The organism is Paenibacillus rhizosphaerae (genome assembly GCF_014192015.1).
Lineage (GTDB): Bacteria > Bacillota > Bacilli > Paenibacillales > Paenibacillaceae > Paenibacillus_AQ > Paenibacillus_AQ rhizosphaerae.
In genome coordinates this window covers 1,390,107-1,416,463 of record NZ_JACHXJ010000001.1, presented here as the reverse complement: position 1 = coordinate 1,416,463, position 26,357 = coordinate 1,390,107, and the positions used below count along the sequence as shown (strand labels likewise).

Annotated in this window: 20 protein-coding genes; 2 read left to right on the top strand and 18 right to left on the bottom strand. The window is 53.5% G+C overall.

Annotated features, from left to right (window positions below):
• Positions 1–107 precede the first annotated feature (107 nt).
• From FHS19_RS06150 to FHS19_RS06115, 8 genes are all read right to left on the bottom strand, one after another.
• Positions 108–2,060 carry an elongation factor G gene (locus FHS19_RS06150; RefSeq protein WP_183580054.1) on the bottom strand — a complete coding sequence of 651 codons (1,953 nt, stop codon included), beginning with the start codon at positions 2,058–2,060 and terminating at the stop codon, positions 108–110.
• 262 nt (positions 2,061–2,322) lie between these two features.
• Positions 2,323–2,880 (bottom strand): GNAT family N-acetyltransferase, encoded by a 558-nt coding sequence (locus FHS19_RS06145; protein ID WP_183580051.1) that lies wholly within the window; start codon positions 2,878–2,880, stop codon positions 2,323–2,325.
• Between the two features lie 128 nt (positions 2,881–3,008).
• The gene (locus FHS19_RS06140) at positions 3,009–3,299 is read right to left on the bottom strand and encodes a DUF4183 domain-containing protein (protein WP_183580048.1); all 291 of its coding nucleotides are present in this window, start codon (positions 3,297–3,299) and stop codon (positions 3,009–3,011) included.
• A 162-nt stretch (positions 3,300–3,461) separates the two neighbouring features.
• Positions 3,462–5,750, bottom strand: coding sequence for a 5-methyltetrahydropteroyltriglutamate--homocysteine S-methyltransferase (metE, locus tag FHS19_RS06135; RefSeq protein WP_183580045.1), 2,289 nt, complete (start codon positions 5,748–5,750; stop codon positions 3,462–3,464).
• Positions 5,751–5,931: 181 nt separating this feature from the next.
• A complete protein-coding gene (locus FHS19_RS06130) occupies positions 5,932–6,930 on the bottom strand; it encodes an iron-hydroxamate ABC transporter substrate-binding protein (protein ID WP_312887168.1) in 999 nt (332 codons plus the stop codon).
• A 130-nt stretch (positions 6,931–7,060) separates the two neighbouring features.
• Complete coding sequence (locus tag FHS19_RS06125) at positions 7,061–7,993, bottom strand: DMT family transporter (RefSeq protein ID WP_183580042.1); 933 nt, start codon at positions 7,991–7,993, stop codon at positions 7,061–7,063.
• The gene (locus tag FHS19_RS06120; RefSeq protein ID WP_183580039.1) at positions 7,990–8,850 is read right to left on the bottom strand and encodes an AraC family ligand binding domain-containing protein; all 861 of its coding nucleotides are present in this window, start codon (positions 8,848–8,850) and stop codon (positions 7,990–7,992) included. Before FHS19_RS06120 ends, FHS19_RS06125 begins: the two co-directional genes overlap by 4 nt.
• Before the next feature lie 199 nt (positions 8,851–9,049).
• Complete coding sequence (locus tag FHS19_RS06115) at positions 9,050–10,657, bottom strand: gamma-glutamyltransferase family protein (protein WP_204797506.1); 1,608 nt, start codon at positions 10,655–10,657, stop codon at positions 9,050–9,052.
• A gap of 275 nt (positions 10,658–10,932) precedes the next feature.
• Here FHS19_RS06115 and FHS19_RS06110 point away from each other — a divergent pair, with 275 nt between their 5' ends.
• The gene (locus FHS19_RS06110) at positions 10,933–11,076 is read left to right on the top strand and encodes a hypothetical protein (RefSeq protein ID WP_163873822.1); all 144 of its coding nucleotides are present in this window, start codon (positions 10,933–10,935) and stop codon (positions 11,074–11,076) included.
• Here the strand turns inward: FHS19_RS06110 and FHS19_RS06105 are convergent.
• On the bottom strand, positions 11,057–12,022 hold the full coding sequence (locus FHS19_RS06105) for a DMT family transporter (protein WP_183580036.1): 966 nt from the start codon (positions 12,020–12,022) through the stop codon (positions 11,057–11,059). The two genes, FHS19_RS06110 and FHS19_RS06105, sit on opposite strands and share 20 nt — an antisense overlap.
• A 123-nt stretch (positions 12,023–12,145) precedes the next feature.
• On the opposite strand from FHS19_RS06105, the gene pdxR reads away from it, so the two are divergent.
• A complete protein-coding gene (pdxR, locus tag FHS19_RS06100; protein WP_183580033.1) occupies positions 12,146–13,561 on the top strand; it encodes a MocR-like pyridoxine biosynthesis transcription factor PdxR in 1,416 nt (471 codons plus the stop codon).
• Here the strand turns inward: pdxR and FHS19_RS06095 are convergent.
• The 9 genes from FHS19_RS06095 to FHS19_RS06055 all read right to left on the bottom strand — a co-directional run bounded on the left by FHS19_RS06095 (position 13,558) and on the right by FHS19_RS06055 (position 26,000).
• On the bottom strand, positions 13,558–14,379 hold the full coding sequence (locus FHS19_RS06095; protein WP_183580030.1) for an isocitrate lyase/PEP mutase family protein: 822 nt from the start codon (positions 14,377–14,379) through the stop codon (positions 13,558–13,560). The genes pdxR and FHS19_RS06095 overlap by 4 nt on opposite strands.
• A 260-nt stretch (positions 14,380–14,639) precedes the next feature.
• Positions 14,640–17,009, bottom strand: coding sequence for a glycoside hydrolase family 2 TIM barrel-domain containing protein (locus FHS19_RS06090; protein ID WP_246426431.1), 2,370 nt, complete (start codon positions 17,007–17,009; stop codon positions 14,640–14,642).
• Positions 17,010–17,052: 43 nt separating this feature from the next.
• Complete coding sequence (locus FHS19_RS06085; RefSeq protein ID WP_183580027.1) at positions 17,053–19,128, bottom strand: alpha-glucuronidase family glycosyl hydrolase; 2,076 nt, start codon at positions 19,126–19,128, stop codon at positions 17,053–17,055.
• 25 nt (positions 19,129–19,153) lie between these two features.
• Entirely contained in the window at positions 19,154–19,828 is a 675-nt protein-coding gene (locus FHS19_RS06080; RefSeq protein WP_183580025.1) for a GntR family transcriptional regulator, read from the bottom strand.
• Between the two features lie 105 nt (positions 19,829–19,933).
• Positions 19,934–20,740: a Nif3-like dinuclear metal center hexameric protein gene (locus FHS19_RS06075; protein WP_312887153.1), complete on the bottom strand. Its 807-nt coding sequence runs from the start codon at positions 20,738–20,740 to the stop codon at positions 19,934–19,936.
• Between the two features lie 148 nt (positions 20,741–20,888).
• A complete protein-coding gene (locus FHS19_RS06070) occupies positions 20,889–22,520 on the bottom strand; it encodes an ABC transporter substrate-binding protein (RefSeq protein WP_183580019.1) in 1,632 nt (543 codons plus the stop codon).
• An 82-nt stretch (positions 22,521–22,602) separates the two neighbouring features.
• Positions 22,603–23,475, bottom strand: a complete 873-nt coding sequence (locus FHS19_RS06065) for a carbohydrate ABC transporter permease (protein WP_183580016.1) — start codon at positions 23,473–23,475, stop codon at positions 22,603–22,605.
• A 13-nt stretch (positions 23,476–23,488) separates the two neighbouring features.
• Positions 23,489–24,451: an ABC transporter permease gene (locus FHS19_RS06060; RefSeq protein WP_183580013.1), complete on the bottom strand. Its 963-nt coding sequence runs from the start codon at positions 24,449–24,451 to the stop codon at positions 23,489–23,491.
• Positions 24,452–25,007: 556 nt separating this feature from the next.
• Complete coding sequence (locus FHS19_RS06055; RefSeq protein ID WP_183580010.1) at positions 25,008–26,000, bottom strand: BadF/BadG/BcrA/BcrD ATPase family protein; 993 nt, start codon at positions 25,998–26,000, stop codon at positions 25,008–25,010.
• Positions 26,001–26,357: the final 357 nt, after the last annotated feature.

Below are 26,357 nucleotides of genomic sequence, written 5' to 3'. Positions count from 1 at the left end.
ATGTGTCATTTTCGGGGTTCAGAATCAGATCTTGCATGACGGCTTGCGGTGCATGCCAACAATCCGACGTTCGCCTGGAACCTCGGATTGTGGATGTACCGTTTGTTTTATTTAACCTTATTGATATGCAGCATGTATTCACCGCGCTGGAGCGGATTCAGCTGCCTCCGTTGATTGACGGGTATTGGCGATGCAGCGGCGATGTAACCGCCTGGCTTTACCGACACAACGCCTTCTCCGCCCGTGAGACCGTGCAGCTCGGTTTTCAAAATGTCAGCGTTTCGCACCGGAATCGTCCCCATGACATAAACAATGCCGCCATCGAACTTCGGTTCCTCAAAGGTCCCCTCCAGCGCCGTGATCCGAAACAGCACTTTGCTGATGCTGGATTCGGGAAGGCTGATCTGCAGCTCGTTGACCGGTTCATACACTTGGGTCCCCGCTCCTTCCAGCGCCTTCATCAGAACAAGCGGTGTCAGCAGGCGGAAATCCTTTGCCGTGGATACGGGACTGCTGTAACCGCTGTGGGTCAGGGTAACCGTGATATCGGTAACGCCCCACCCGTACAGCCCTTCCTGGAGGACCTCCGTTACGGTTTCCCGGATCGCCTTTTGAAACGACAGCGGAAGCGATCCCAGTTCAACCTCCAGACGGTACACCAGACCGGAATCCGCAGGCCCAGGCTCGACGCGGAAGCCGACCGTCGCCCAGAACGGGTTGTCCGGCTCCCCGATGCTTTCCACGGCCTCCCCGGAAGATACCGGTTTTTCGATACAAATCACCTGCGGTGCCGAGAAAACAGCCTCAATCGCATACCTCTCCCGCAGCGTTTCGAGCAGCACTTCCTGCTGGACTTTGCCAAAGACATGGATGATATTCTCGTGCGTATGAGAATCGTATACATACTGCAAAAACGGGTCTTCCACGGTCAGCTCGCTCAGCGCCTGATGAAGGGAGTGACCTTCTTCCGGCCGAACCGCGGATACCTGCACTTGAATCGGGGGCTTCTGAAAACGGAATACCTTCATGTTCTCCGACACGCAGCCGATCACGTCCCCCACCTTCACCTGTTCGCTGGCAAAAATAGCGATATCCCCGGCATCGACGTGCTGAACCGGATTCCTTTGGCCATCCTTTAACCCGTACAGCTGTTTGATCTTAATCTTTTCGGACAAGCCATTCTGCGCAATGACCGTCACTTCAGCCCGGGCTTGCAGCCGTCCGCCAAACAACCGGACAAAAACGAGCCGTTCCCCGCCTGGCTGGACGATCATCTTGAAGACCAGTCCTGACAGCGGCAGGGCGGACAGCGCCTGAGATGGTTGGACAGGAAAATAACCGGCCAGCCTGGAGAGCAGCTCCCGAACCCCCAAGCCTTTCGCCGCCGATCCGGCAAACAGCGGAAACGCATGTCCCTGCCGGCTTTGTCTGCCGAGCTCCTGTCCCAGCCGGTCTTCGGTTATGACTTCATCTTGGGCGAAATCTTCCATCAGCGATTCGCTGCCCAAAGCCAGCACTTCGATCCAGCCCGAAGCACCGGGATCCGCCGGAATCACCTGAACAGACTCGGTTCCCTCTTGTTCGGCAACGGACACCTCGCATATGCGTTCATCCAGCAGCTTGCGGATTAAGTCCCGCACCCGAATGAAATCCGCACCCGGCCGATCGATTTTATTGATAAAGAAAATCACCGGGATTCCGTGCTCCTTGAGTGTCTGCATCAATACCCGTGTCTGTGCCTGCACTCCCTCAACCGCGGATACGACCAGGATCACGCCGTCCAGGACGCCCAGGGAATGTTCAACTTCGGATATAAAGTCCGCATGCCCCGGCGTATCGATCAAATTCACCTTGAGATCGCCCAGCATAAACGACACGGCTGCCGCTTTGATGGTGATCCCCCTTCTCCGTTCCATGTCCAAAGAGTCGGTGATCGTACTGCCTTGGTCGACCGATCCCACCTCTTCGATCACCCCAGCCTGATACAGAATTTGTTCCGTCAAAGTCGTTTTGCCGGCGTCAACATGGGCCAAAACTCCAATATTTATCGTATCGTTCATATCGCTCTAACCTCACAGGTTTCATCAGATTGGATCCTTTCGGTTTCGTGTCGATATAGCGTTGCCGCATGCGTACCGCCTCCTGTATGATTTGTAAACTTATTGTATCCCTGTTCCGGACATCCGGAAGGGGTATAAAATGCTTATAGCTAAAAAATATCCGGCTACGCATCCTAAATCGCGCCAAAAAAAGACCGCTCCCATCAGGCCGGAAACCGGCTGGATAGAGCGATCCCAAGAAACTTTCAACGATTCAGCGATATTATAATCTAAACGAGATGGATGTATCCTCGATGTTTCGGGACCAGATCATATGATGCTGCCCCTCTCCCCAATGGTTGACCAGTACATAGTCCGCCTCGCCAAATTTCCGGTTCCAGATCCGCTGGGCGTTCCGATACCCGCTGTCCAGGCAGAAGTGCGAGATGCCTCTTGCCTGCAGAGTGAGCAGTATGGCACTCCACAGCGTGCTGCCGATGCCCTGGCCATGCAGCTCGGGGTGAACCAGCACGGTCCCGACTTCGATCACATCTTTCAGCGCATGACCGGTGGATTCATCGATCAGGGAGCTGCAAGGTCCATACTCGATCGTCCCGGCGATCCTGTCTTCCATCCATGCGATAAGAAAATAGCGCAGGCGGCCATGCGTTTCCAAGTCCCGTCTGAGGTAGGCATGCTTTGAGGCGATTTCATGCTCGATATCATCGTGAAGGTGGGCTATGCCTTCTTTCTCAAACGTATCCGTGATAACCAGCCTAAAAAACGTATGTATCCCCTCGACATCTGCTGCCGTCGGTCTTCTGATCTCCAATTGCCGCATAATTCAACCCCCGAATCAGTTTCAATATTCTATTAATATATCATGAACCGAAATGCCGGATGAATGCAAAAAACCGTCCGGAAGGATCCGGAACGATTCATTGCACTACGCTTGTGCCGCGTTAAACGTTAGGAGACGACGAACTGAAGGACCAGTGGAATTCCTCCGTCCAGTGCATCGCCTCCGGGAATGGTGATGGCGGTCGTTGTGACCGAGGACGTGTCTGCCGTCTGGAGCATCCCGTTGATATTGATAAAGAGGTTGTAATATTTATACGCTCCAGGAAAAGCCGTCGCCGCCGTGCCCGCATCGTTCGTAAATGCCGTGGCGGCAACGATGAATGCAGCTCCTGTTCCTGTCCCCGAGCCGATCGTGGACGTATACCGCAGGCTGTTCTGGTATGGCGTTACAATAGGCATCCTTGCTCACCTCCTTTCTCTATCAATAAATACGGTATGATCAGAGAAGTGAGGGCAAGTCTAGAAAGTGGATGAAAACGGAAGAATCATAGACAGCTTTTACCGCTGCATATGTGTCTTCGTCGCGCCGTTGGCAAATAAACGCGATGGGGTTATATCAATTTACACCTGCAAAGCGTATTTCTCGCGGGCAAAGCGAGTAGCTTCGACCATGTTCCGCAGCGAGGCTACCGTCTCCCCGATTCCCCGGGTTTTGAGTCCGCAGTCTGGATTGATCCAGAAGAGCTTCGGATCCAGCACCCGCAGAGCTCGGTCGATCATCCGGGTCATTTCCTCTACGTCAGGAACTCGGGGACTGTGAATGTCGTAGACACCGAGGCCAATACCCAGCGGGTACGTATTCTCTTCAAAGCTCTGAATAAGCTCCCCGTGGCTCCGTGAAGTTTCAATGGAGATGACGTCCGCGTCCATCGCAATAATCGAATCGATCATATCATGGAATTCGCAATAGCACATATGGGTATGGATTTGCGTTGAATTCTGCACCGTGCATGTCGTCAGCCGGAACGCCTTCACCGCCCATTCAAGATAGCCTTTCTGATCCTGTTCCTTCAGCGGGAGCCCTTCGCGAACGGCCGGCTCATCCACTTGGATCATGCCAATCCCGGCACTCTCCAGCGCCTCGACCTCTTGCCGTAAAGCATACGCCAATTGGTAGGCGATTTGCTCGCGGCTGATGTCATCGCGGACGAACGACCAGTTCATAATGGTGATGGGCCCGGTGAGCATGCCTTTAACCGGCAGCTTCGTCTTGGACTGGGCATATTCGGTCTCCTTGACCGTCATCGGCTTCTCCCAAGCGACATCCCCGAAAATAATCGGCGGCTTGACGCAGCGGGAACCGTAGGATTGAACCCATCCGTTTTGTGTAAAGGCAAACCCCGCCAGCTTTTCCCCAAAAAATTCGACCATGTCCGTCCGTTCAAATTCGCCGTGAACGAGCACATCAAGACCGATTTCCTCCTGCAGCTGAATCCAGAGGTCGATTTGCTCCCGGATAAAATTCGTGTACTGCTCGGCGTTCCATTCGCCTTTGCGCCACAGCTGGCGTGCCTTGCGTACTTCCGCCGACTGCGGAAAGCTGCCGATGGTCGTCGTTGGCAGAATAGGCAGCTGCCACCGTTCCTGCTGGACGCCAAGGCGCTTCGCAAAAGCAGCCTCGCGCTGCGCTGGCTCCGCGCTGACAGCGGCCACGGCTTGTTGGATATCGGTGCGGTTGCGTTCTCCGGAACGGATGAGGGCGGTTACCGCTGCCTCACTCTTTTCGAGCTCATCCGAAATCACCGACGCGCCGGATTGAACGGCCTTGCTCAGCAGCACGATTTCTTCCAGCTTCTCATCGGCGAATGCCAGCGCCCCCAGAAGTTCTGGCTGAAGCTTGGTTTCCGCCTGGACTGTGACCGGTACGTGCAGCAAACTGCAGGAGGACTGGATCACAAGCCGTTCAGAAGGCACGATCTCCGCGATCTCGTTCAGCAGATCGAGCTTTTCACGCAGGGATGCTTTCCAAATGCCGCGTCCATCGACGACACCCGCTCCGAGCACTTTATCCTGCGGGAAGCCGAAGTCACGGAAAGATTGCCGGTTCCCCGCCCAGCCGTGGACCAGATCCAGCCCGATTCCGTCGACCGGCAGCTCTGTAATTTCTTGATAGCGTTCCACAGCTTCAAAATAGGTTTGCAGCATAATTTTTACGTCTGGCGCTGCAGCTTTGAGCGTCTTGTAAATTTTCTGCAGCCGGCTGACGTCTGCATCACTTAGCTTCGTTACGAGGATCGGCTCATCCACCTGCACCCAGTTTACACCTTCCTGCTCCAGCTCCTTCAGGATCTGCGCGTACAGCGGGAGCAGCCGGTCAAGCCAGGCGTCCGTTTCTGATCCGGTATACCCTTTGGACAGCTTCAGAAAAGTGAGCGGTCCGACGATCACCGGTTTTCCTTCGATGCCAAGCTTGTCCTTGGCTTCACGGTATGCCAGAAGCGGTTTATTCTCGGTAAGGACCGGGGTAATGCCGCCCAGTTCCGGCACGATGTAATGGTAGTTCGTATTGAACCATTTGGTCATTTCGCAGGCCGTGGCGTCTTTGTTTCCTCTAGCCATCGCGAAGTATACGGATACGGGAACGGGCCCGCCGTTGTATTCGAAACGCTCCGGAATAATCCCGAACATGGCTGCCGTGTCCAGCACGTGATCATAATAGCTGAAATCATTGACCGGGATCAGGTCGATTCCTTGGTCCCGCTGTTTGCTCAGATGATTCAAACGAATGTCCTTCAGCTGCGCGTGCAGCTCCGATTCTTTGATTTTGCCGGACCAAAACGCCTCCAGCGCCTTCTTCCATTCCCGGTTTGCGCCGATGCGCGGATATCCCAAACTGCTGCTGTGTGCCATCTTCGTTACCCCTTTGCAAATTGTTACCAAAAAGATACCACGCGACGTCGGCTGCCGTATAACTGGAAATAACTATATCCAGTTATAGCCGTAAGCTATAACGACCGACTTTGTTCTAACAAAAATAAGCTCCACAGGCTGCTTGTTTATCCACAGCTGCTGCAGAGCTTACATCAACTTTTTATTTAACGGACAGCAAACTGTCCGATATGAACTTCAGCTGAGCTTCCAGTGACACCGGGTCGTTGTACGTGTCTGCCTTCGGATTCAGCTGAAACACATGACCTGCTTTGACTGCGGGCAGGCTTTTCCATACCGGGTTGTCATAGACGATATTCGGGTCGCTCGTATCCCCCGACCACGGGCAGGTGAAAATAATGTCACCGGCAAATTCCGGGAGCTTCTCCATAGAGATCGTAGCCCAGCCGGTTCCGCTGTCAATCGCTTCCTTCTGTGCTTCCGGCGGCGCCTTCAGGCCGAATTCGTCATAAATGATTTCTCCGCCCCGCCCGAAGTTATGGCCAAACACATACAGCCCTTTAGCATAAGGATTCAGGATGGACACCGTTTTGTCGCCCACCGCTTCCTGAATTTTGGGCTTCAATTCATTGATTTTACTTTCCCACTGCTCGACCCAAGCTTTCGCTTCCGCTTCTTTACCGGTCAGTTTTCCGAAATCGATCATCTGATCCTTATCATTTTTTTTGCCGTATTCGATGGCGACGACCGGCGCGATCTGCTCCAGCTGATCGATTCCGTCCGTCCCGGTATAGGTGATGATCAAATCAGGTTTCAGCGACAAAATTTTCTCTGGAGAAGGCTCGTTGCCGACGCTTTCGACACCGTCCAGCATGCCCGCGAAATACGGATTCTCCATGGCGCCTTCCAACACGCCGACCGGCTTAACGCCTAGCGCCAGGAAGTACCCTGTATAGAAATTCGTCAAATCGACGATCCGCTGCGGATGCTCGGGTACCTGAACATCGCCGTTGCCCGCATGGAAAGTAACCGTCTTCCCCGTTCCTGCAGACTCTTGTCCGCCGGTTTGGGATAACGACGTTTCTGACGATGATTCTGCTGAAGAGGAGGAAGCCGTATCACCTCCGCCCCCTGCCGTCCCCGCCCCTGCATTGGATCCGTTCCCGCTGCAGGCTGCCAGCAGCAAAGCTATTCCCAACACACAGACCATCAGTGTGTAAGGTCTTATAAATTTAAGCAACTGTATCCACCCCTATGTAATTGATATTGATAATCATTATCAATATATCATGACACTTCGGAGGTGGCAATTATTTTTTTGGTGTTCTGTTTTACAGAGGCCTGCTCGATGTTTCTTTGTCCAATCCGCTTCTCGTTTTTAACCCCCTTCGTTCGGAAAGAACTAACCCGGCGATGGTCAACAACGCGCCCCAGAGCGCAGCTCCCGTGATCTTCTCATGTAGGATCGAGGCCGCCGCAGCCACGGTGATGGCCGGCACAAGATAAATATATACGCTAGTTTGCACGGGTCCAAGTACACCAACACTCCAGTTCCAGGTGACGAAGCATAACGCCGATGCGCCCAGCCCAAGAAACAGCAGATTGGCCAAGTTGGCTGCGTCAGATAAACGTTCAATATTTCCGGGCAGGCCCCCGGTAAATAAAACCGGAAGCATAAACAGCAGTCCGTAGAAAAAGATCCTCCGCGTGCAGCCGATGGTATCATATCCCAACTGGCTTATTTTGCGCGTCAGAATCGAATAGATTCCCCAAAACACGCAAGCCAGTGCTGCCAAGGAGTCCCCGAGCGGATTGAGCTTCAGTACGGAGCTTCCTTCCAGTGTAAGCAGGACCACTCCGCTCATGGCAACTGCGAAGCCTGCGAAAAACAGCCGGTCCAGCCTTCCTTCTTTTAAGATGAGCCTGGACGTCACGGCCGTGACAAAAGGTGCGACCGAAACGATGATGCCGACGTTGGAGGCAAGCGTATAGGTCAACGCCACATTTTCCAGCAAAAAATATAGGGTCACCCCGCAAAGGCCCGCACCCGCAAACAGCAGCTCTTCCTTGACCCGCCGGAATGGAATCATTCGGGGATGAACGGCGAGCAGTGCCAAATACCCGATCGCAAAACGCAGCAGCAGTATATCGAAGGGTTCAAAATCGTCCAGAAGCACTTTGGTCGATATAAACGTCGTCCCCCAAATCAGAATCGTCAATAAAGCGGTCAGATGGCCCGCAGTCCGGTTTTCGGACAGCTTCATATGTCTTTGGCCCCCTTAGTGGGCAGGGCGTGCTCCTTCCGCCTATCATTCATGAAAATTCGCATATACTGGCGCGGCGTCAGCCCGATGAAACGCTTGAAAAAGTTGCTGAAATGGCTTTGATCGCTGAATCCCGTCAGCAGCGCCGTATCGGCCGGAGGCGTTCCCTGCTCCAGCATTTTTTTGGCGTGTCCGATCCGCACCGTCTCCAAGTAGCTGTACGGCGATATGCCTCGTTCCCGGGTAAACGAGCGTATAAAATGGTACTTGCTGAGCCCTGCCATATCGCTTAAGTTGTCCAGCGAAATGGCCCCAGCAAAGTTCGTCTCCATGTAATCACACACGTCCTGAAAGCCAGCCCTCTCCTCATAGGTGCCGCAGACAGAGACGTCCGTATACTCCTGAATCAGCTGCCCCATCAGCAAAAAGAACTGCTCTTCCTTGATAAAATCCGATTCCCCCTCACAGATCATGGCGTGGAGTTCCTTTAGCGAAGGGGCGAACTCGCTTTGGCACAAAACGGTTTGCGTAAATGCCGGCAAATAGCTTCGGCCCGTAATCTCCCGCGCGATCTCCACCATCCGATGAGACTCGATATTAATACAGCGGTAATCCAGCGCAAGGCCGTCTACTTGCTCGCAGGTATGAACATCACGCGGATTGAAAATGATGATATCGCCAGGATTGATGATGTATTCCCGCTGCCGGCATTCCAAATAGCGCTGTCCGCCCTCAATAAACCCGATCACGTAATAGTCGTGAAAATGAGGGGGAAACTTCTGTTTGACACCCACAAATCGGTATGCCTCGACCTGCAGGCCTGCGTCGTAATGAACCGTTCGAATTTCGTCAGGCATGCCGCCACCTCCTTCTTGGTTACTCTGTAAGGGTATCAGAAAGCCCGACCGCATGGATTGGACGATATTGCTCGGTGCCACCGTGTAAGCCATAGCGAAACGGTATGGTCCACGGAAAAAGCCCGCCAACATCCATATTGGCGGGCTTCGCATCCTTTCACTTGGGCCAGAATCGGCCGAGCTTCATGGTGGAAAGGCTTTACCAGATAGCAACTCCGCCATCGGTCCGGGGATCGGTTCCTCCGCACAGCACACCGGTATCCGGATCTCTCCAGATGACTTGCCCCCGACCAAACGAGCCGAAGTCATGCGCAACCTGAACGTCATGTCCCATACGCTGGAGACGTCTGACCATATGCATCGGAAAGTGGGGCTCTACCGTCACCGTCTTCCCCTTTACCCACTGCCATCTCGGGGCATCGAGCGCTGCTTGCGGATGAAGGCCGTAATCAATCAGATTCATCGCCACCTGGACATGCCCCTGCGGCTGCATATATCCGCCCATCACGCCGAAAGGTCCGACCGGCTGATCTCCTTTGGTGATAAAACCCGGGATGATGGTATGGTACGTCCGTTTTCCCGGCAGCAGGCGGTTGGCATGATCCTCCTCCAGCGAAAATTCCAGCCCGCGGTTTTGCAGAGCGATTCCCGTGCCGGGAACGACGATCCCCGATCCGAAGCCGGTATAGTTGCTCTGGATAAAAGAGACCATGTTGCCTTCTCCATCCGCCGCCGCCAAGTACACCGTTCCGCTAGCGCGCGGCTCGCCTGCCGCCGGAACCATCGCTTCGCCGCCGATCAGCCCTCTTCGCAGCTCTCCGTATTCTTCCGTCAATAATACATGCGGATCGACGGACATATGCGCAGCATCCGTTATGTACCGTGCACCGTCTGCAAACGCCAGCTTCATCGCCTCGATCTGTCGGTGGTAAGACTCAGGCGATTCTTGGGACGCCGCCGGAAATCCCTTTAAAATGTTGAGCGCAATCAAGGCGATCAAACCTTGCCCGTTCGGAGGAATCTCCCAAATGTCGTAGCCGTGGTACGGTACCGACATCGGCTTTACCCACTCCGGCTTAAAGGCAGCCAGATCTTCTTCGCTTAAAAAGCCGCCGGATCGGGAGATAAATCCGGCGATCCGCTCGGCCAACTCCCCGCGGTAGAACGCTTCCGCTTCCGTCGAGCCGATCAGGCGGAGCGTCCGCGCATGGTCGGGCGAGCGCCACATCTCGCCGGCCGCAGGCGGCTTGCCTCCGGGTGCAAACAAGCTCAGCCACGGCGCAAATTCTTCGCCTTCGAGCGTGCTGTAGCGCCGGAAGGCGGCGTGCCAGTTGGCTGCGGCCGTAGGCGATACCGGGTAGCCATCCTCCGCGTAACGGATGGCAGGCTCCAGCGTCTCGGCCAGCGGCAGCCGGCCGAAGGTGCGGGACAGCTCCGCCCAGGCTGCCGGCGTGCCCGGCACGGTCACCGGAATCGCGCCGTAGCGCGGCATTTCGTGATGCCCCAGCGCTTTCACCGCTTCGATCGAGATCGAGGCCGGCGCCGGGCCGCTGCTGTTCAGCCCGTGCAGCTGCCCTTTCGTCCACACGAGGGCAAAGGCGTCGCCGCCGATTCCGTTCGAGCACGGCTCCACCACCGTCAGCGCCGCAGCGGTAGCGATCGCCGCATCGATGGCGTTGCCCCCGCGCTTCAGAATGTCCAAACCTGCCGCTGAGGCGAGTGCCTGCGAAGTGGCCACCATCCCTTTATTCGCGTAAACCGGCAGCCGGTAAGAAGGATACGGATGATACAGAGGATCAAAGGACATGAATGCTTCAGCCTCCTGATTTCTTCGGTTTTGCCGGTAAACATATCATCCGAGTTTTAAACTGTCAATCATCTTTTCATATTCCAGGACCAGGATTCCGGTGGGGGTCTGCCGTTCTTACTCCTAATTTTCAGTCATATATTGTACCGGAAGATTGAATCAGAACTTTGCGGATCTACTGGCCGCAGCGGCTCCCGACTCTTATCAGAAGCAACTCTGATCAGGGTCTTTTTTTCATCACTGTGCGTTCAAAAATGTTGAAGGAGTGATCGAAAATGAATATGTTGACCAGATTTCTCCTCTATTTTGGCAAAGGCCTGCTGATCGCGGTCATCGCCGTTCCTTTCCTGCTGTTCGTCATTATCGGCAGCTATGAAGACACAACAGCCATTGATGAATTTATGTCCCGCTTTTTTTAGGTAAACCTGCGGTACTTTTGATCAGCCGTACAAGTTTGGGCTCCCGATCGATTCCGATCAAAACCATGCCGGCAATGACGAGCAAGCCCCCTGCCCATTGCGCCCATCCCGCTTGTTCTTGCAGCAGCCATACCGAGAGCGCCAGGGAAGTGAACGGCATCATGCCCGAAAAAGCGGCGGCGGTCGAAGCTCTGCAGCGCCGGATGCCGGCATACCAGCAAATAAACGCCAGGGCGGTCACCACAGGACCATACCAGACGAGAGCCAGCCATTCCTGCCATCCCATCTCGGAAAGAGCACCTAAAGGCTGCTCCGCCAAACTGGGGATCAGGCTGATCAGCCATGCCATCGCGGAGACGAGCGTCGTCTGCACGACAGGATGTATACCCTCCTGTTTCCCGCTGCTTTGGACTGCCGCTGAGCGGGATAGAACATTAAACAGTGATTCACAGCCGGCGGCACCCAGGACCAGAAGGTTTCCCACCATATGTTCATTGGTAAAACGGCTTTCCGGCATAAACACGCCCTGGATCAACAATATGCCGCAAATCGTGCCGGCGACTCCAAGAAAATGGGCAGCTTTCATCTTTTCACGCAGGACCAGCACGGCCAGCAATACCGTGATTGCGGGGGTTGCGCCGGTTAATATACCGGCTTCCACCGGACTTGTGCGGATAAGTCCGTAGAGCAAAAACATGCGGAACAGCAGCACGCCGAACAAAGCCTGGCAGAACAGCAGCAGCCATTGCCTGGGCGACAGGATCCGGATCGTTCTCAGCAGCTTGCCCATACAGAAAGGCAGCAGACAAGCCAGCGAGAACAAAAGACCCATGGAAGTAATCGTAAATGTCCCCAGCCTGCCGTTAACAAACGAGGCCGCCACGACAGAGGTACCGGCAAGCCCAAATGCGCATAACAGATAAACATAACCTTTGATTCGTTCCATGATCGGCATCCTCCCCGGTTCAGTAGTTTCGTTTCCAAAAGGCTGTTACAATCATAGTGGAACAAACTGGTACGCAAAAGGACCAGTTCATCCCGAAATGATACCAACCAGTTGGAGGATCCCATGTGGGGAATCGAGTTGGACCGGAGCTTGGACGTTTCATTGAAACGGCAAATTTATCAAAAACTGAGAGATCAAATGATGAACGGGACCCTGAAGGAAGGCTCGCCCCTCCCCTCTACCCGTGAATTGGCGCAGACGCTCTCCGTGTCAAGGAATACCGTGAATGAAGCGTATGACATGCTGATCGCCGAAGGGTACGCACAAAGCCGGCAGGGGGCGCCTACCCGGGTTGTAGGAGGGCTAATACTGGATCAAGCGAAGCAGAATGCGGCCCAGCATCATCAAGAAGGGGCCCCTGCTTCTTCCTTTCTGGCGGACTTCAAGACAGGCCAGCCGGATCTGCGCCAGTTTCCGCGCTATGTATGGCAGCGGGTATCCCAGAAAGCCTTGGGCGAAATGCCGATGGAGCTTCTGGGCTATGGCGGCCCTCAAGGTTTGGCGCAGCTGCGTGAAGAGATTGCCGCCTGGCTTTTGCGCAGCAAAGGGCTAACCGTCGACACCGGTGATATTTATATTACCGCTGGTGCCACGCAGGCGCTCCACTTGGTTGCTGATCTGCTCCATACGGACCACCCGGAAATGTTGGCCGAGGATCCCTGCAATATTGAGATGATCCAGACTTTTATTCACAAAGGATACACGGTGACGCCGGTTCCCGTAGATGGCCATGGGCTTCAGACCGACGCCTTATCCCTGGATCACTGCGGGCCGATATACGTTACACCGTCGCATCAATTTCCGCTTGGGGGCATTTTGCCTGCAGCAAGGCGAGCCGCGCTGATCCGCTTTGCGCGCCGCTGCGGCAGCTACGTCATTGAGGACGACTATGACAGCGAATACAGATATTACGGGGAACCGGCAACACCTCTGTATGCGATGGCCCCGGACCGGGTCATTTATATCGGTACGTTCAGCAAAGTTCTTTTTCCCGCGCTCCGGATCGGGTATGTGCTCGTTCCCCGCGAGCTGCAAAGCCGCTGGAGAAGGCTGCGTACCTATACGGACGTGCAGAATCCGCCATTTGAACAGGCGGCGCTGGCCGAGTTTTTGCGTACCCGGAAATTCGACCGGCATATCGCAAGGATGAAGAAGCTGTACAGAGAACGACGCCAGGCTCTCTTCGATGCACTGGGAGAATGCTTTGGAGAACGATGGCGTCCATGGGGAGATGCGGCAGGGCTGCAATTGGCCGTCGAGTTTTCCGGTATAGCCTTTGACGATTCGTTTCGGGAGCAAGCACGCCGGAGCGGGATACGCACGGTCCCGGTCGAGTATCACAGCATCCGGAAAGGAAGGCACACCGACAAGCTCCTGCTGGGCTACGGTCATCTGGAACCCGATGAAATCCGCCTTGGCGTTCACTATATTCAGCAGTTTATAAATGATTATGTTCAGGAACATACCCTTCATCGTTAGAGCTCCAATAAGTCGTCATAAGTGAGTACATTCGATGTTATTCGCTCAAACGAGCCGTGTTCCAGCATTTCGCCGCCGATTCGGTGGAGCAGCGAAATCACGGCGCGGTAAGGACCGGAGCCGGTGCTGATCCGTTCAATCCCCATAGACTGCAGCTCATGAAGGGACGGCATGCCGGCGCCAGCCAGCAGATTGACCGGACCGCCGATTTCTTTCCGGAGGATGCGGATCGCAGCAATATCTTTAACTCCGGGCACAAAAACGCAGTCGGCCTCTGCTTCCCTGTAAGCCTTAGCCCGTTTGAGCGTTTCCTTCAGCATGTCGGCTGGCGTCCCCATGCGAATCCAATACGGATCCGTCCGGGCGTTAATAAACACCGGGATGCCGAACGGGTTCATGGACTGCCGGATGGCGGCTATTTTCTTCTTCTGATCAGCGATATCGTACAGGCCATCATGGGGATTCATCTTACTGTCCTCCAGGTTGATCCCTATTGCGCCTGATTCGATCACTTGTCTTACCGAACTCGCGACTTCTTCCGGCGTCGATCCATATCCGTCTTCCATGTCTACGCTAACCGGGATACTCACAGCCTGTACAATCTCACGGATCGCAGCAAGCATCGTGTCAAACGGCATGCTCCGGTCCGCATAGCCATGAGCGGCAGCAATACCTGCACTGGTCGTGCCCACGGCCTTGAATCCGCACTGCTCGAAGACCTTGGCGCTTGCCGCATCCCACGCGTTGGGCAGGATGAAGGTCTGCGCATGAAGCTCTCTGAAATCGGCTGCTTTATGTTTTTGTTCCGTCCAGTCCATATTTCGTTCCTCCTTTCGATGTTGTCCTCTGGAGCATGTTGTTTGCATTATAACTCCCTCTTCATTCGGTGGTCATCGAAGTATGGAATACAGCACTTAATCTTTATCTAAGAATGGTAGCGGCGACCGAATCGTTCCGTTCAAAAACACAGCGAGCATTCCGTGAAAAGAAAAAAAGCCTGCGGTGCAGGCTATAACAACGAGTACATCTAAAGATTCGATTTTTTTAAAACAAGTTCTTCATGCGGCCCGCATTCATTTCATTCTTCCACCTTAATCCGCAGTTCACCCTCCGCCAATCCGACCGCAGCTGCGCGGATCACCACTTCGCCGGCTTCCGGTCCGGATTGGACAACCACAAGACAACGGCCACCGCGGGTTTCCCTGCGGCTGCCCTGATAAGATTCGTGATCGCGCAAATCCCCGTTATCGACGCCAATGATCTCGCCATGACCTTGAACGTCGAAGCTTATCTCGAAGTTCGAATTCGGGACGACGATTCCCTGCTCATCCACGATGCTGGCTTCAATATGCGCGATATCACGGGCGTCCGCTCTCAGCAGGGAGCGGTCGGCGTCCAGCACGATCCGATGCGGCGCGCCTGCCGTCCTCATCTCATACCCGGATACTACCGCATCGCCGTTACGGCCGACCGCACGAATGGTGCCGGCATGGTACGGCACATGCCATTCCATGAAGCGATTCGGGTAATCCGACATTTTACGGACGCCATACGATTCGTTGTTGATGAACAGCTCCACGCTCTCGCAATTGGTGAACGTAACCAGCCTCATCAATCTGCCCGCCTGCTCGGGAAAGGTCCAATGGCTCGAGAGGCCCGGCGATTTCCAGTGCAGCGTCCACTGCGCGCCTGCGTCCTCTTGTGCCGGATCGAACACGGCAATATGAACCATTGGCTCCTCGGACCAGAAGCTTTGCTGCAAATAAGAGATCGGTTTGCGGAAGCCGCAGGTATCGATCAGTCCGGATGCCCAGCCTTTGTACGGATACGAAGCTTCTCCCAGGTAATCGATCCCGGCCCAGACGAATTGCCCGATGACATAGTCGTGCTTCTCGACATCAAACCAAGGATTGACCGGAAGGTAGCCCTTCACACGGTTGCCTTCCCCGCGGTAGTACGGGAACGTCTCGGTGCCGACGATCAGCGTATCCGGCATCGCTTCCCGGTAATGCTCATACCACTGCTCCTGATAATTAAGCCCCAGAATATCGACCAGCTCCGCCATCTTTTTCGTGTGCAGCACCTTATCTTCAATCGGGCCTTCGCGCAGGCTGATCGGCACGTTATGCGGTTCGAGCGCGCAGGTGACGGGGCGGGTCGGATCAAGCTTGCGGCAGTATTCGGTAAGCTGCTTCAACATGACCAGCATGGATGGCTGCCCTTGATTTTCGACCTCATTGCCGACGCTCCACAGGAAAATGCTCGGATGGTTCCGGTCCCGGATCAGCATCGCTTCCAGATCCTTCTCCCACCAATCATCATACAAGTGCTCATAATATAGCGACTTCCACTTGTCGAACGCTTCATCAATGACCAGAAAGCCCATACGGTCGCATAGATCAAGCAGCTCCGGAGCCATCGGGTTATGGGCGAAGCGGATCGCGTTGCAGCCCATTTCCTTCAGCCTCTCCAGCCTGCGCTCCATGGCCTGGTCATGGTAGGCTGCGCCCAGGCAGCCCAGATCGTGGTGGATGCACACGCCTTTCAGCTTCAGCGGCACTCCGTTGAGAATGAGGCCCCGGTTCGGGTCCAGAACGACTTCCCGGATGCCGAACGGCGTAATATATTCATCGGTTTCAGCTCCGTCCCGAACAATCGTTGTCCGGGCGTAATACATTACCGGCTGCTCCGGCGACCACCGCAGAGGAGAAGGGATCACGGTCTCCTGTTCGACCATAACCTCTTCTGAAGCGGACACGGTCACAGGAGATTCGCATTTACCCAAGACCACACCCCGGTTGTCCACGAATTCGGTGACAACCTTGCAATCCGCAGGCTCTTCGCCATGATGGCTTACCCGGATTTGCGCCTGGACAGTGGCTTCATCCGGGAGAATTTTCGGGGTAGTAATAAACGTTCCCCAAGCTGCGATATGCAGCTCATCCGTTCGTACCATCCATACGTTGCGGTAAATCCCCGAGCCCGAATACCACCGGTCGGAAGGCATCGGGGTATTGTCTACCTTGACCGCGATCACATTGTCTTGATCCCACTTAAGGTAAGGCGTCAGATCGTATTGGAAGCTGACATACCCATATGGCCGTTTGCCGGCATAATGGCCGTTGATCCATACCTCGCTGTTATGGTGTACCCCATCAAACTGAATATAGACGCGCTCATTGGCGGCGGACGACTTAATATGAAAGTGCTTTCTGTACCACCCCACGTTCCATCGCGGCAGGTAAGCCTGCATGCCGCCGAATTCCATGGCAGGATCCACCTGCTGCTCAATGCTCCAGTCATGGGGAACCTGCAGCTTCCGCCATTCCTGATCTTTAAAATCCGGCTGCTGGGCGCCTGCGTAATTTCCCAGGGCAAACAACCACCCTGTATTGAACGAGCTCATCTTCCTGCTGCGGGTTCCCGCTTCCATTGTCAGTTCTGCCATGAGCTACCTCCTGCTCTCCTCATAAGAGATAATCGTTAATTGACTAATAGATCGTTCGGCCGGCTGCATCCGGGATGCCGGATTTCCGGTAAAAGTACGTATTAATGATATCCCGCCATTCTTTGGCATGCTCCAGTTGAATATGCAGCCGCTCCCAGACTTTCCGGTAGCGCCGTTCATCGATATGACCTTCCAGCTTGCGCCAACGCCCGATCAACTGCTCCACGCCCTCCACACCGTCGAAATGGGTGTCATAAATATGCTGGATCACCGTCTTGCCGGAATGAAGCACATGGCTGTACGGAACGTGATGGAAGAACAGCAGCAGTTCATCCGGGCACGTTTCAAGCGATTCATACCGCTGTGCATTTTCCGGGAAGTATTGGGAGACATAGCCGGTTCCGTCCTTGATCGTCCGGTTTACGCCAATGCCGTGACAATCGGCAAAATGATATGTTCCCCACACCGAATACTCATAACCGTCGACATTCGGCCCGTAATGATGCCCCGGGTTGACCATCCAGCCGACGCCTAGCGGTGAAGTATAGCTCTCGTACACATGCCAGGAATCTGCTAGCATGGGTTCAATTTCTGCGGAGACCAAAGCATCGCCGCCAAAGGTAAGCCGGATCCATTCACCCGTAATTTCCTCTTCAGTCAGATCCGGATTCCAGGCGAGGCGGCCGTAGCCATATAAATTGGCCTGCGCCAGCGTATGCCCAGTCCAATTGTGATCGTCTCCTACGTTGATCACTGCGGCGATCCCGCAGGACCGATATGGATAGACCTCCCCGGAGACCACTTTCTTGACCTCAGTGCCCTGACCTCGGGCAAACGTATCAAAATCCAGGATTTCCTTCCATTGGGGAACGAGATAGCACAGATGCTTCTGCTGCCCTGTGTATTCCTGGGTGATTTGGAACTCCAGCATCTGATTCGTGCCGGGCATGGCTCCTAGGAGCGGCGATACCGCTTCCCGGACCTGAAAATCCATGGGCCCGTTTTTGATCTGAAGAACGACGTTATTTTTGAACTGTCCATCCAGCGGCTTAAAATGATCGTAGGCCGCGCGGGCCCGGTCCGTTGACCGGTCTCTCCAATCCTGGAGGCAGTTATACACGAAGCATCTCCAAATGACGAGCCCGCCGAACGGCTCCAGCGCTTCCGCCAGCATGTTCGAACCGTCCGCATGCGTACGGTCATATGTAAACGGGCCCGGACGATGCTCCGAATCCGCCTTAACGACAAATCCGCCGAAATCTGGGATATATTCGTATATTTCCTTTGCTTTTTCCTTCCACCAATCGCCCACCCGGGAATCCAGCGGATCGGCCGTGTCCAGTCCGCCCAGCTCCATCGGGCTTGCATAGTTGATGCTGAGAAACAATCGGATGCCGTATCGGCGGAAAATGTCGGCCACCTTCGCCACCTCCGGCAGAAGCTGCTGAGTAATCAGCTGCGTTTCCGTGCGATGGACATTGACATTATTGATCGCGATGCCGTTGATCCCGGTGGAAGCCATCAGCCTGGCATAGTCCCAAATTCGGGATTTATCCTCCACAAAGCGGTTATTTTGAAAAAAAATCGACCGGCCGGCATAACCCCGTTCAATGGAACCGTCCATGTTATCCCAATGATTCATCATACGCAGCGGATTGCGCGGGCTGTCTGTCACATCCAATCGGTCCAATTCTTGCCCGGTCCGCAGCATCCGCAGCAGATGAAATGTGCCGTACAAGAGGCCCCTGTCCGTATTCGCCATCACATACAGCGAGCTGCCGCCGTTCTCGGGATGTTGCCGGATGGCATATCCTTCTTCCCCCAGATCCTTCATCCGTGCTGCATTCATCCAGTCTTCCGGCAGCACGATCTCCTCGAGTAAAACAAGCCGGATCAGGCTTGACGCCTGCCGATCCGGGTCTGACACAATGACAGGAAGGGTACCTGTCATTTCATAAATGCCGTAAATGAGTTCGGCCAGCGCGGAATCCAGCACTTCCGAAGCGCCATATACCGCAATTTGGGTCAGTTCCTTGATCCCGCCGAGAGATGCATTTTTCGTATAACTAAGCCAGCCCTGATCCGCTGACGAGTATGGAAGCCTTGCCTCTTGTGCCATAAGCTCCTCGTCCCTCCGATGTTCTTTATATAAAATAATGCGGATATTTCTCTTTCAAAAAGTCCTGCTCCACGACGACAAGGCGGAGATGCTGCTCCATCACCTTCATCGCGTGTTCTTTATCCTGCTGAATGATCAGCTGGTAGATTTCCTTGTGCTGACGAATGATATTTTCCCAGTTGGAGTCTTTGGAGAGCCGGAGCAGCCGCAGCCTGTTAAAATGAATGTTCAGCTGCTGCAGCATCTTCCAGGTCCGCTGTTTGCCGGTGGCATCGAACAGGATCTGATGGTACTCTTCATCCAGCTCAAACAGCTTGTAAAAATTGTTCTGTCCGGCACAAACATCCTGCATGGCAATGTTCGCTTCGATTCTGAATCGGGCGTCTTCAACCAATTGGTCGCAGGCCAGCGCCACGATTTCTTTTTCGAGCTTCTCGCGGATAAACCGGCCTTCCTCCACATGCTTCAGGTTAATGCGGGACACCACGGTGCCGCTCTGCGGGATGATGTCCAGCAGTTCTTCTTCCGCCAGCTTCATAAACGCTTCCCTAACGGGCGTTCTGCTGACGTTCAGCTCGTCCGCGATTTCCTTCTCCGAAATTTTGGTGCCGGGTTCGAGCTCCAAATGAAGAATTCTTTCCCTCAACAGGTTATAAGAATAAGCCCTGGTGGAACCCTTGATTTTCTGCTCTGTCGACATTACGGTTACCTCTTTCTCCTTGCTTTCATTTCACAACACGCGAAGGTTGAAATGACTGCCAAACATTCTTTTTTAAATAATTTAGTCGGACAACACTGCAGACATTTACAGGATTTCAATCATGGTACCGGTGGGAATAAAGTGGACCGGAAGTCCGGGAAATCGGCCGGCAAGCCGTTCACTGATCAGCTTCATCCCCGGTTCCTCGCTGGCTGCATGACCCAGCATCAGCAGCGCTTTGGATCGTCCCTGCGCGGCTGCATCCCGGACATATTCGGGCGTTTCCCACTCCGGTCCTTCGCCGATGATCATCAGATCCAGACGTTCTTGCTCGAATAAAGGGATCGCGTGCTGTCCTCCTCCTCTGTACCCAACGGCAATCCCAATTTGCCCGCAGACCGTTCTGGAATCGCCGACGGCACGCAGGTAGGGCAGGTTCAGCTTCTGTTTTATATGCTCGGCGATTTCGGATAACGTAAGACTCTGCGGCAGCCTCACAATGGAAGCCGTCCCCAGATCCTTGTGCTCATGATTCTCCCAACCCAAAGCTCCGAGCAGTCCCGCCGTGATGATATCCGGACGATAGCTGTGCGGATGATCGTGAAACCGGTAAATGATCATGTCTTCCGACTCAATAACCTTCCGCTTGGCCGCATGAACGGGATCCTCCGGAGCAAGGCCCCTCTCTTCCTGATGACTGTAAAAAGCCCCTTCGTGCGTAACCAGCAGGTTTACCCCAAGCCGGACGGCCTCAAGGACAACCTCGTAGGAAGCAATAAAAGCAACCCCGATTCCGCGGACCTCCGCTTCGGGAGTCCCGGCAATGATTCCGTCGATTCGGGATTCCAAGGCGCCGGCGGGTTCCGTTAAATGCGTTATGACCTCCTGAGCGGTAACAGGCAAACCATTCACTCCTTCGGACCATGGCAGGCATGGAGGTTAGTCGCGGAGTCATGCACGAACGGCATAACGCCCGGCGAGTTGAAAACAGGCTGCCATTTCGCTGGCGAAACGGCAACCCGATTCGTGTAACTTCTGATAAGTTCGTGTTGATGATGACTTACTTCTTTTCTTTATATGCTTTATATGTCTTGTTGGCAAGCTTAACATAATTATCCAGACCCTGTCCCTTGAGCTCGTTCACGAATGCGTCGAACTGGGACAACGGGCGCTCACCAAGGATGAATTTGAGCGTGTTTTGATCCGAGTAGTCTTTCAGCGGCGTGCTCAAGAGCGTCGCCTGCTCACGGTCTTCAACGGAATACGGAATCGGCGGCTCGGCCGGTACGACGGTTTTCGTCTTTTTCATATCTTCCTGGAACTTCTTCTCTTCGTCGCTGAACATCGATTGCAGCAGCTCCGTTGTACCGCCGTAGGCGAACACTCCTCCGGAGAAGCCGTAATCGATACGCAGGTCCTTCGTTCCTTTCGGGTTCAAACCGTTATAGTTGATATCGTCGACCAGCTTCCGGACGCCGTTCTCCTTGGTATACGTTACCCCTTCAACGCCCCACTTGGTGAACTCTTCACCTTCGTCGCTATAGTAGAGCCAGTCAATGAACTGAAGGATCGCTTTAAAGTTCGGGCTTTCCTTCGCTTTGGCCAGAATCATGACGCCGTTCTCCAGACGGGAACCGGACATCAGCTGACCTGCCGGTCCTCCTGGCACCGTAATTTTGGCGACGGAGAATTTTCCCTCCCCGAGCGATTTATTCATGTCAGTTCGGTGCAGCACGACAGTCTGGGAGTTGCCGTTGATCACAAACGATTTACCGGATACGAATTTCTGAATCGCCTGATCATCCGTTTGCGTAAAGCTTTCTTTATCCAGCAAGCCTTCGGATACGAGCTTGTTGAAATACGTCAGCATGTTTTTGTATTCCGGCGTTGTGGACGTGTATACGAACTCGTCCTTGTCCGCCTTGTATGTGAGGCCGTTGCCAAAGCCCCAGCCGCCCTTCGTTCCGAATCCGGTCGCTGCGATATTGAGCGTACTGTTGAACTGGAAACGGTCGGAGAACGGAATCGAGTCCGGATAGATTTCCTTCAGCTTCTTGAGAGCGGTATACAGTTCGTCCCAGGTCGCCGGAATCGGGATGTTGTTCTTTTCAAAAATGTCAGTCCTTACGAGCAGCGTATAATCCGGCCATACCTCTTCATGCATGCCAGGGAGCACATAGTATTTACCGTCTTCCTGCCGGAGTCCGTCTAATTCCTCTTCCATGCCCCATTTTTCAACTTTGTCCTTAAAATTCGGCATCATGTCGATGTAATCGCTAACCGGCAGGATCGCACCGGAGGACACAAAGGAAGATTCTTCCCCCGGATATGTTTTCGGAATGACCAGCGGAGCGTCTCCCGAGCTGATCAGCAGCGACCGCTTCTGGCTGTAATCGCTCATCGGAACGATGGTTGGCTGAAGGGTGACGCCCGTTCTTTTCGTAATTTCCTGGAACAGCATCCAGTCCTTCTTGTAAGGGTAGGCCGGCTGGTCGCTGAACAGGATCGGCAGGTTAAACGGCTCGGTTGCCTTGAACGAAACGTTAGCGCCGTAATTCTCCATCGCGCCTTTGGATTGATCCTTGGCTTCTCCCCCGCTGCCGCCAAGATTGTTGCTGCAGGCAGCCACGGACAGGCTCATCACCGCGGCCATCAGCGTCATTCCCCATTTTTTACGAGAACGTTTGAACATTTGTATACTCCCCCCATGAATGAATATCGGAACTGCAAAGAACTGCAAAGCTATGAAATGAATGCGGTGATCCGGATCGGATTTATCCTTTCACGGAACCCAGCATAACACCCGATACAAAATACTTTTGGACAAAAGGGTAAATCAGCAGAATCGGCAGAATGGTCAATACCATGGTGACCGATTTAATATTCGCGGAGATCTGGGTCAGGTTATCCGCTGACGTCGCCCCCGCGGAGGCGCCACCCGTTGCCCCGGCAATGAGGTTTCGCAAGTATACGGTGACCGGGAACAGTTCCTTCTGATCCATGTACAGGAAGGCGGAAAACCAGGAGTTCCAATGGCCCACCGCATAGAACAGCATCATGGTGGCCATGATGGCCTTACTGAGCGGAAGAATAATGCGGAACAGAATCCCGTACGTATTCAAACCGTCGATGGAAGCCGCTTCTTCCAGCTCCTCCGGCATGTTCTCGAAAAAAGACTTCATGATCAGCATGTTGTAGATGCTGATGGCCCCCGGAACGACGATCGCCCAGATCGAATTGGCAAAGCCAAGGCTGTTAATCAGAACATAGTTCGGGATCAGCCCGCCGTTAAAGAACATGGTGAACACCGCGAACATCGTTAGAAATTTACGTCCCATCAACCTTTTCTTGGATAGAGCGTACGCGAAGATGGTTGTCATGAACATCGAAATGACCGTCCCGACCACCGTATATACGACGGTGTTTTTATAGTTCGTCCAGAACATCGCGTCCTTGGCGACCGTCCGGTATGTGTCGATATTAAATCCTCTCGGAATCAGGTTGACCTTCCCCGCGTTGATATAAGCCTCGCTGCTGAAGGATTGGGCGAGCACGTTAATGAAAGGAAATACCGTGATGAATACGATCAGCAGCAGAATGATCGTGTTGACAACTTTGAACACTTTATAAGAAACGGAGTCTTTCACTTGAGGCACCTCCCTACCATAGGCTTCTTTCCGTTACTTTTCTGGAAATTGCATTGACTGAGAACACCAGAATGAGTCCGATGATCGATTCGAATAATCCGATGGCCGTGGCGTAGCTGAAGCTGCTGGATTGTAGACCGACCCGGAACAAATATGTAGAAATGACGTCGGATGTTTCGTAGATGACGGGATTGTAGAGCAGCAGTATCTTTTCAAAGCCGATCGCCAAGAAGCTGCCCATGTTCAGGATCAGCAGGGTGACGATGGTCGGCAAGATCCCGGGGATCGTCACGTGCAGCGTCTGCTTCCAGCGGTTGGCGCCGTCAATTTTGGCGGCCTCGTACAGGGACTCGTCAATCGTCGTCAGTGCGGCCAGATACAGAATCGCTCCCCAGCCCATACCCTGCCAGACCTCGGAGGTGACATAAATCGCCCGGAACCACTCGGCCCGCTGCATGAAATTAACGCCGTCCCCGCCGAAGAAACGAATGAGCGCATTGATGGAACCGCTCGCCGAAGTCATCTGCAGGATCATGCCGGCCACGATGACGATCGACAGGAAGTGCGGCATGTAAGAAGCGGTTTGAACGAATTTCTTGAATTTCTTGTTCTTCACTTCATTAAGCAGCAACGCAAAGATGATCGGAATCGGAAACGTGAACAGCAGGGTCAATGCGCCGAGAATCAGCGTGTTCGTAAATACTTTCCAGAAGTTCGGGTCCTGGATAAACATCTGGAAGTAATGAAACCCCACCCATTTCTCACCATAGATGTTCCCCCCGGGAACAAAACGGCGAAAGGCGATGACGTTGCCGATCATCGGTCCGTATTTGAAAATGAGCAGGTAAATGATCGGTAATACCAAGAGCGAATACAACTGCCAGTCTTTGCGTAAAAGCCTCCCCACAGAACGCTGCTTCTGCTTCTTGACGGCTCTTTCCTGGGGCAAGGCGGGGCTTACGGCCTTCGTTTCCATTCTTCAGATCACTCCAATCCGCGCAGAACATGTCGCTGTTATTTTTTACATTTCTTGAACCAATCCATCTGATGTCTCGCGCAACCATTTCACATATGAACTTTCATCCCGGTCCGGGCAAGTTGATAAACCGCTTACATTTTGCGTGCTGTGTGCGGCCGTCGACCCTTGAAAAGACCTCCCCTTTCCTAAAGCGCTTACAATTAACCTTCAAAAAATTCAATGCATCAGCAACGCATCGATTTTTTAAACCTGAAAACAACAGACCGGAATAAAAATGGTGAGGCAGTTCAGAAGAAAATTGGAATACTAGTATAACTAGTATGGTAGTTGAGCTGTTTTTATTGTAATGGACCTTTTCCTGGATTTCAATATTTTTCTTTCGAGACTATTAAAAAAGTTATGTCGACAAGTAAACATAAAAAAACAAAGCCTGGTACAACAGGCTTTGTTCCGGCAACATATGATAGTTAAAAATCTTTACGATACATAGAACTTTTGCAAAAAAACTAGCTTTAGCAATGTAAACCCGAGAGGAGAACAAGCATTTATGGTTCTACGATGGCCCTGTATTTTCGCTCAATGTTCGTTCAAACCTGTTAAGAACGCTGTCGGTAACCGGAAGTCCCAGCTGCTCCATTGCGTACAAGAACGAGCCTACAACGGGAGGGAAATGTGGATCCATCAAACGGAAAGGTCTTCCCGGATCATCCTTGGCGATTCGCTTAAGCTTTCCCTGAAAATAACTGCTGTTCGCCACACTGCCGATGCACGCAACCCGCAGCGTTTCGGCTTGGAAATGCCGGCCGAGCAAACGGATGCCGACCACGATCTGGTGGATGGATCGGTCGCAAACCGCTTGGGCTAATGAACTGCCTGCCCCTGCCGCCTCCGTAACATAAGGGGCAAAGGCTCCAAATATCCGGTCCCTTTCGCGGCGGTCATCATGAAAACCGTTCCTGCCCAGGAGTGCAAGCTCCCCAAGGTCGGCTGCATTCCAATGCAAGAGCATATCATGAACCAGACGTCCGTCGGTATCGTCCGTATGTCCGGCAATCGCTTCATAAACGGCGTCATAGGCCAGAAACCTGGCTGCGCTTGCAGCATAGTGATGATAGTCGTAATTACGTATGTATCGCCCTTCTTCATTGATACCGAAAATAATCGAGCCTGTACCGGAAATAACCACGATGCCCGGCTTTGCCATCAATGCACCGTAATGGGCGGCGACCGCATCGTTTACGTGCCACTTGGGGCATGTCATTTCCGGTAAATGGGTCAGTTCCTGGACCCATGCTAAATCCTGATCCCGATCAAAGCCGGCGATGCCTGCGGCCATGCCGCAAATTTCCCCAGGGGAACACCCTGCAACGGAAAGCGCTTTGCGGATCACCTTCCTGACATTATCCGTAGCCTGTTCATCGCGATGCTGCGATGCCGCTTTCTGATCCTCTATGTACGCAGCGATGTTTCCTTCCGGACTTGCGATGATCACCCTGGTGTTGGAACCCCCTCCATCGATACCCATAATCAGCTTGCTTCCAGCCATATGACTCTCCCTGCCCTCTGATCTTTATCTTCCAATCACAATTCCAATATAAGAACTCACATTTTTGTGGAGTTTATTGACTGGTAAGGTTGAATTCGACAAAGCTCTCACCTTATCCTTTGTTCCAACGATCCTTTGTAATAGGTTCTGTGATCCAAGCCCCCTCCCAAGAAAGCTGAAAAACCGGCCCGAGGCACAGCCAGAACGACCCCGTTCTCCAGAACGTCGATAGTCTTTGGCCGCTTCCTCCGGTGCAGCCAAAACTGCGACGTCTTTTATCCTTCACAGAGAATGGGAATACTTTGTTTCGTACCCCGGTTGATCCAGATCCTACGTATGTTCATGCCGGGTACAATC

What these genes read in the sequence shown, in the direction of transcription:
- FHS19_RS06150 (WP_183580054.1), bottom strand. Translation starts at nt 2,060, where the DNA reads ATGAACGATACGATAAATATTGGAGTTTTGGCCCATGTTGACGCCGGC.
- FHS19_RS06145 (WP_183580051.1), bottom strand. Translation starts at nt 2,880, where the DNA reads ATGCGGCAATTGGAGATCAGAAGACCGACGGCAGCAGATGTCGAGGGG.
- FHS19_RS06140 (WP_183580048.1), bottom strand. Translation starts at nt 3,299, where the DNA reads ATGCCTATTGTAACGCCATACCAGAACAGCCTGCGGTATACGTCCACG.
- metE (WP_183580045.1), bottom strand. Translation starts at nt 5,750, where the DNA reads ATGGCACACAGCAGCAGTTTGGGATATCCGCGCATCGGCGCAAACCGG.
- FHS19_RS06125 (WP_183580042.1), bottom strand. Translation starts at nt 7,993, where the DNA reads ATGAAGCTGTCCGAAAACCGGACTGCGGGCCATCTGACCGCTTTATTG.
- FHS19_RS06120 (WP_183580039.1), bottom strand. Translation starts at nt 8,850, where the DNA reads ATGCCTGACGAAATTCGAACGGTTCATTACGACGCAGGCCTGCAGGTC.
- FHS19_RS06115 (WP_204797506.1), bottom strand. Translation starts at nt 10,657, where the DNA reads ATGTCCTTTGATCCTCTGTATCATCCGTATCCTTCTTACCGGCTGCCG.
- FHS19_RS06110 (WP_163873822.1), top strand. Translation starts at nt 10,933, where the DNA reads ATGAATATGTTGACCAGATTTCTCCTCTATTTTGGCAAAGGCCTGCTG.
- FHS19_RS06105 (WP_183580036.1), bottom strand. Translation starts at nt 12,022, where the DNA reads ATGGAACGAATCAAAGGTTATGTTTATCTGTTATGCGCATTTGGGCTT.
- pdxR (WP_183580033.1), top strand. Translation starts at nt 12,146, where the DNA reads ATGTGGGGAATCGAGTTGGACCGGAGCTTGGACGTTTCATTGAAACGG.
- FHS19_RS06095 (WP_183580030.1), bottom strand. Translation starts at nt 14,379, where the DNA reads ATGGACTGGACGGAACAAAAACATAAAGCAGCCGATTTCAGAGAGCTT.
- FHS19_RS06090 (WP_246426431.1), bottom strand. Translation starts at nt 17,009, where the DNA reads ATGGCAGAACTGACAATGGAAGCGGGAACCCGCAGCAGGAAGATGAGC.
- FHS19_RS06085 (WP_183580027.1), bottom strand. Translation starts at nt 19,128, where the DNA reads ATGGCACAAGAGGCAAGGCTTCCATACTCGTCAGCGGATCAGGGCTGG.
- FHS19_RS06080 (WP_183580025.1), bottom strand. Translation starts at nt 19,828, where the DNA reads ATGTCGACAGAGCAGAAAATCAAGGGTTCCACCAGGGCTTATTCTTAT.
- FHS19_RS06070 (WP_183580019.1), bottom strand. Translation starts at nt 22,520, where the DNA reads ATGTTCAAACGTTCTCGTAAAAAATGGGGAATGACGCTGATGGCCGCG.
- FHS19_RS06060 (WP_183580013.1), bottom strand. Translation starts at nt 24,451, where the DNA reads ATGGAAACGAAGGCCGTAAGCCCCGCCTTGCCCCAGGAAAGAGCCGTC.
- FHS19_RS06055 (WP_183580010.1), bottom strand. Translation starts at nt 26,000, where the DNA reads ATGGCTGGAAGCAAGCTGATTATGGGTATCGATGGAGGGGGTTCCAAC.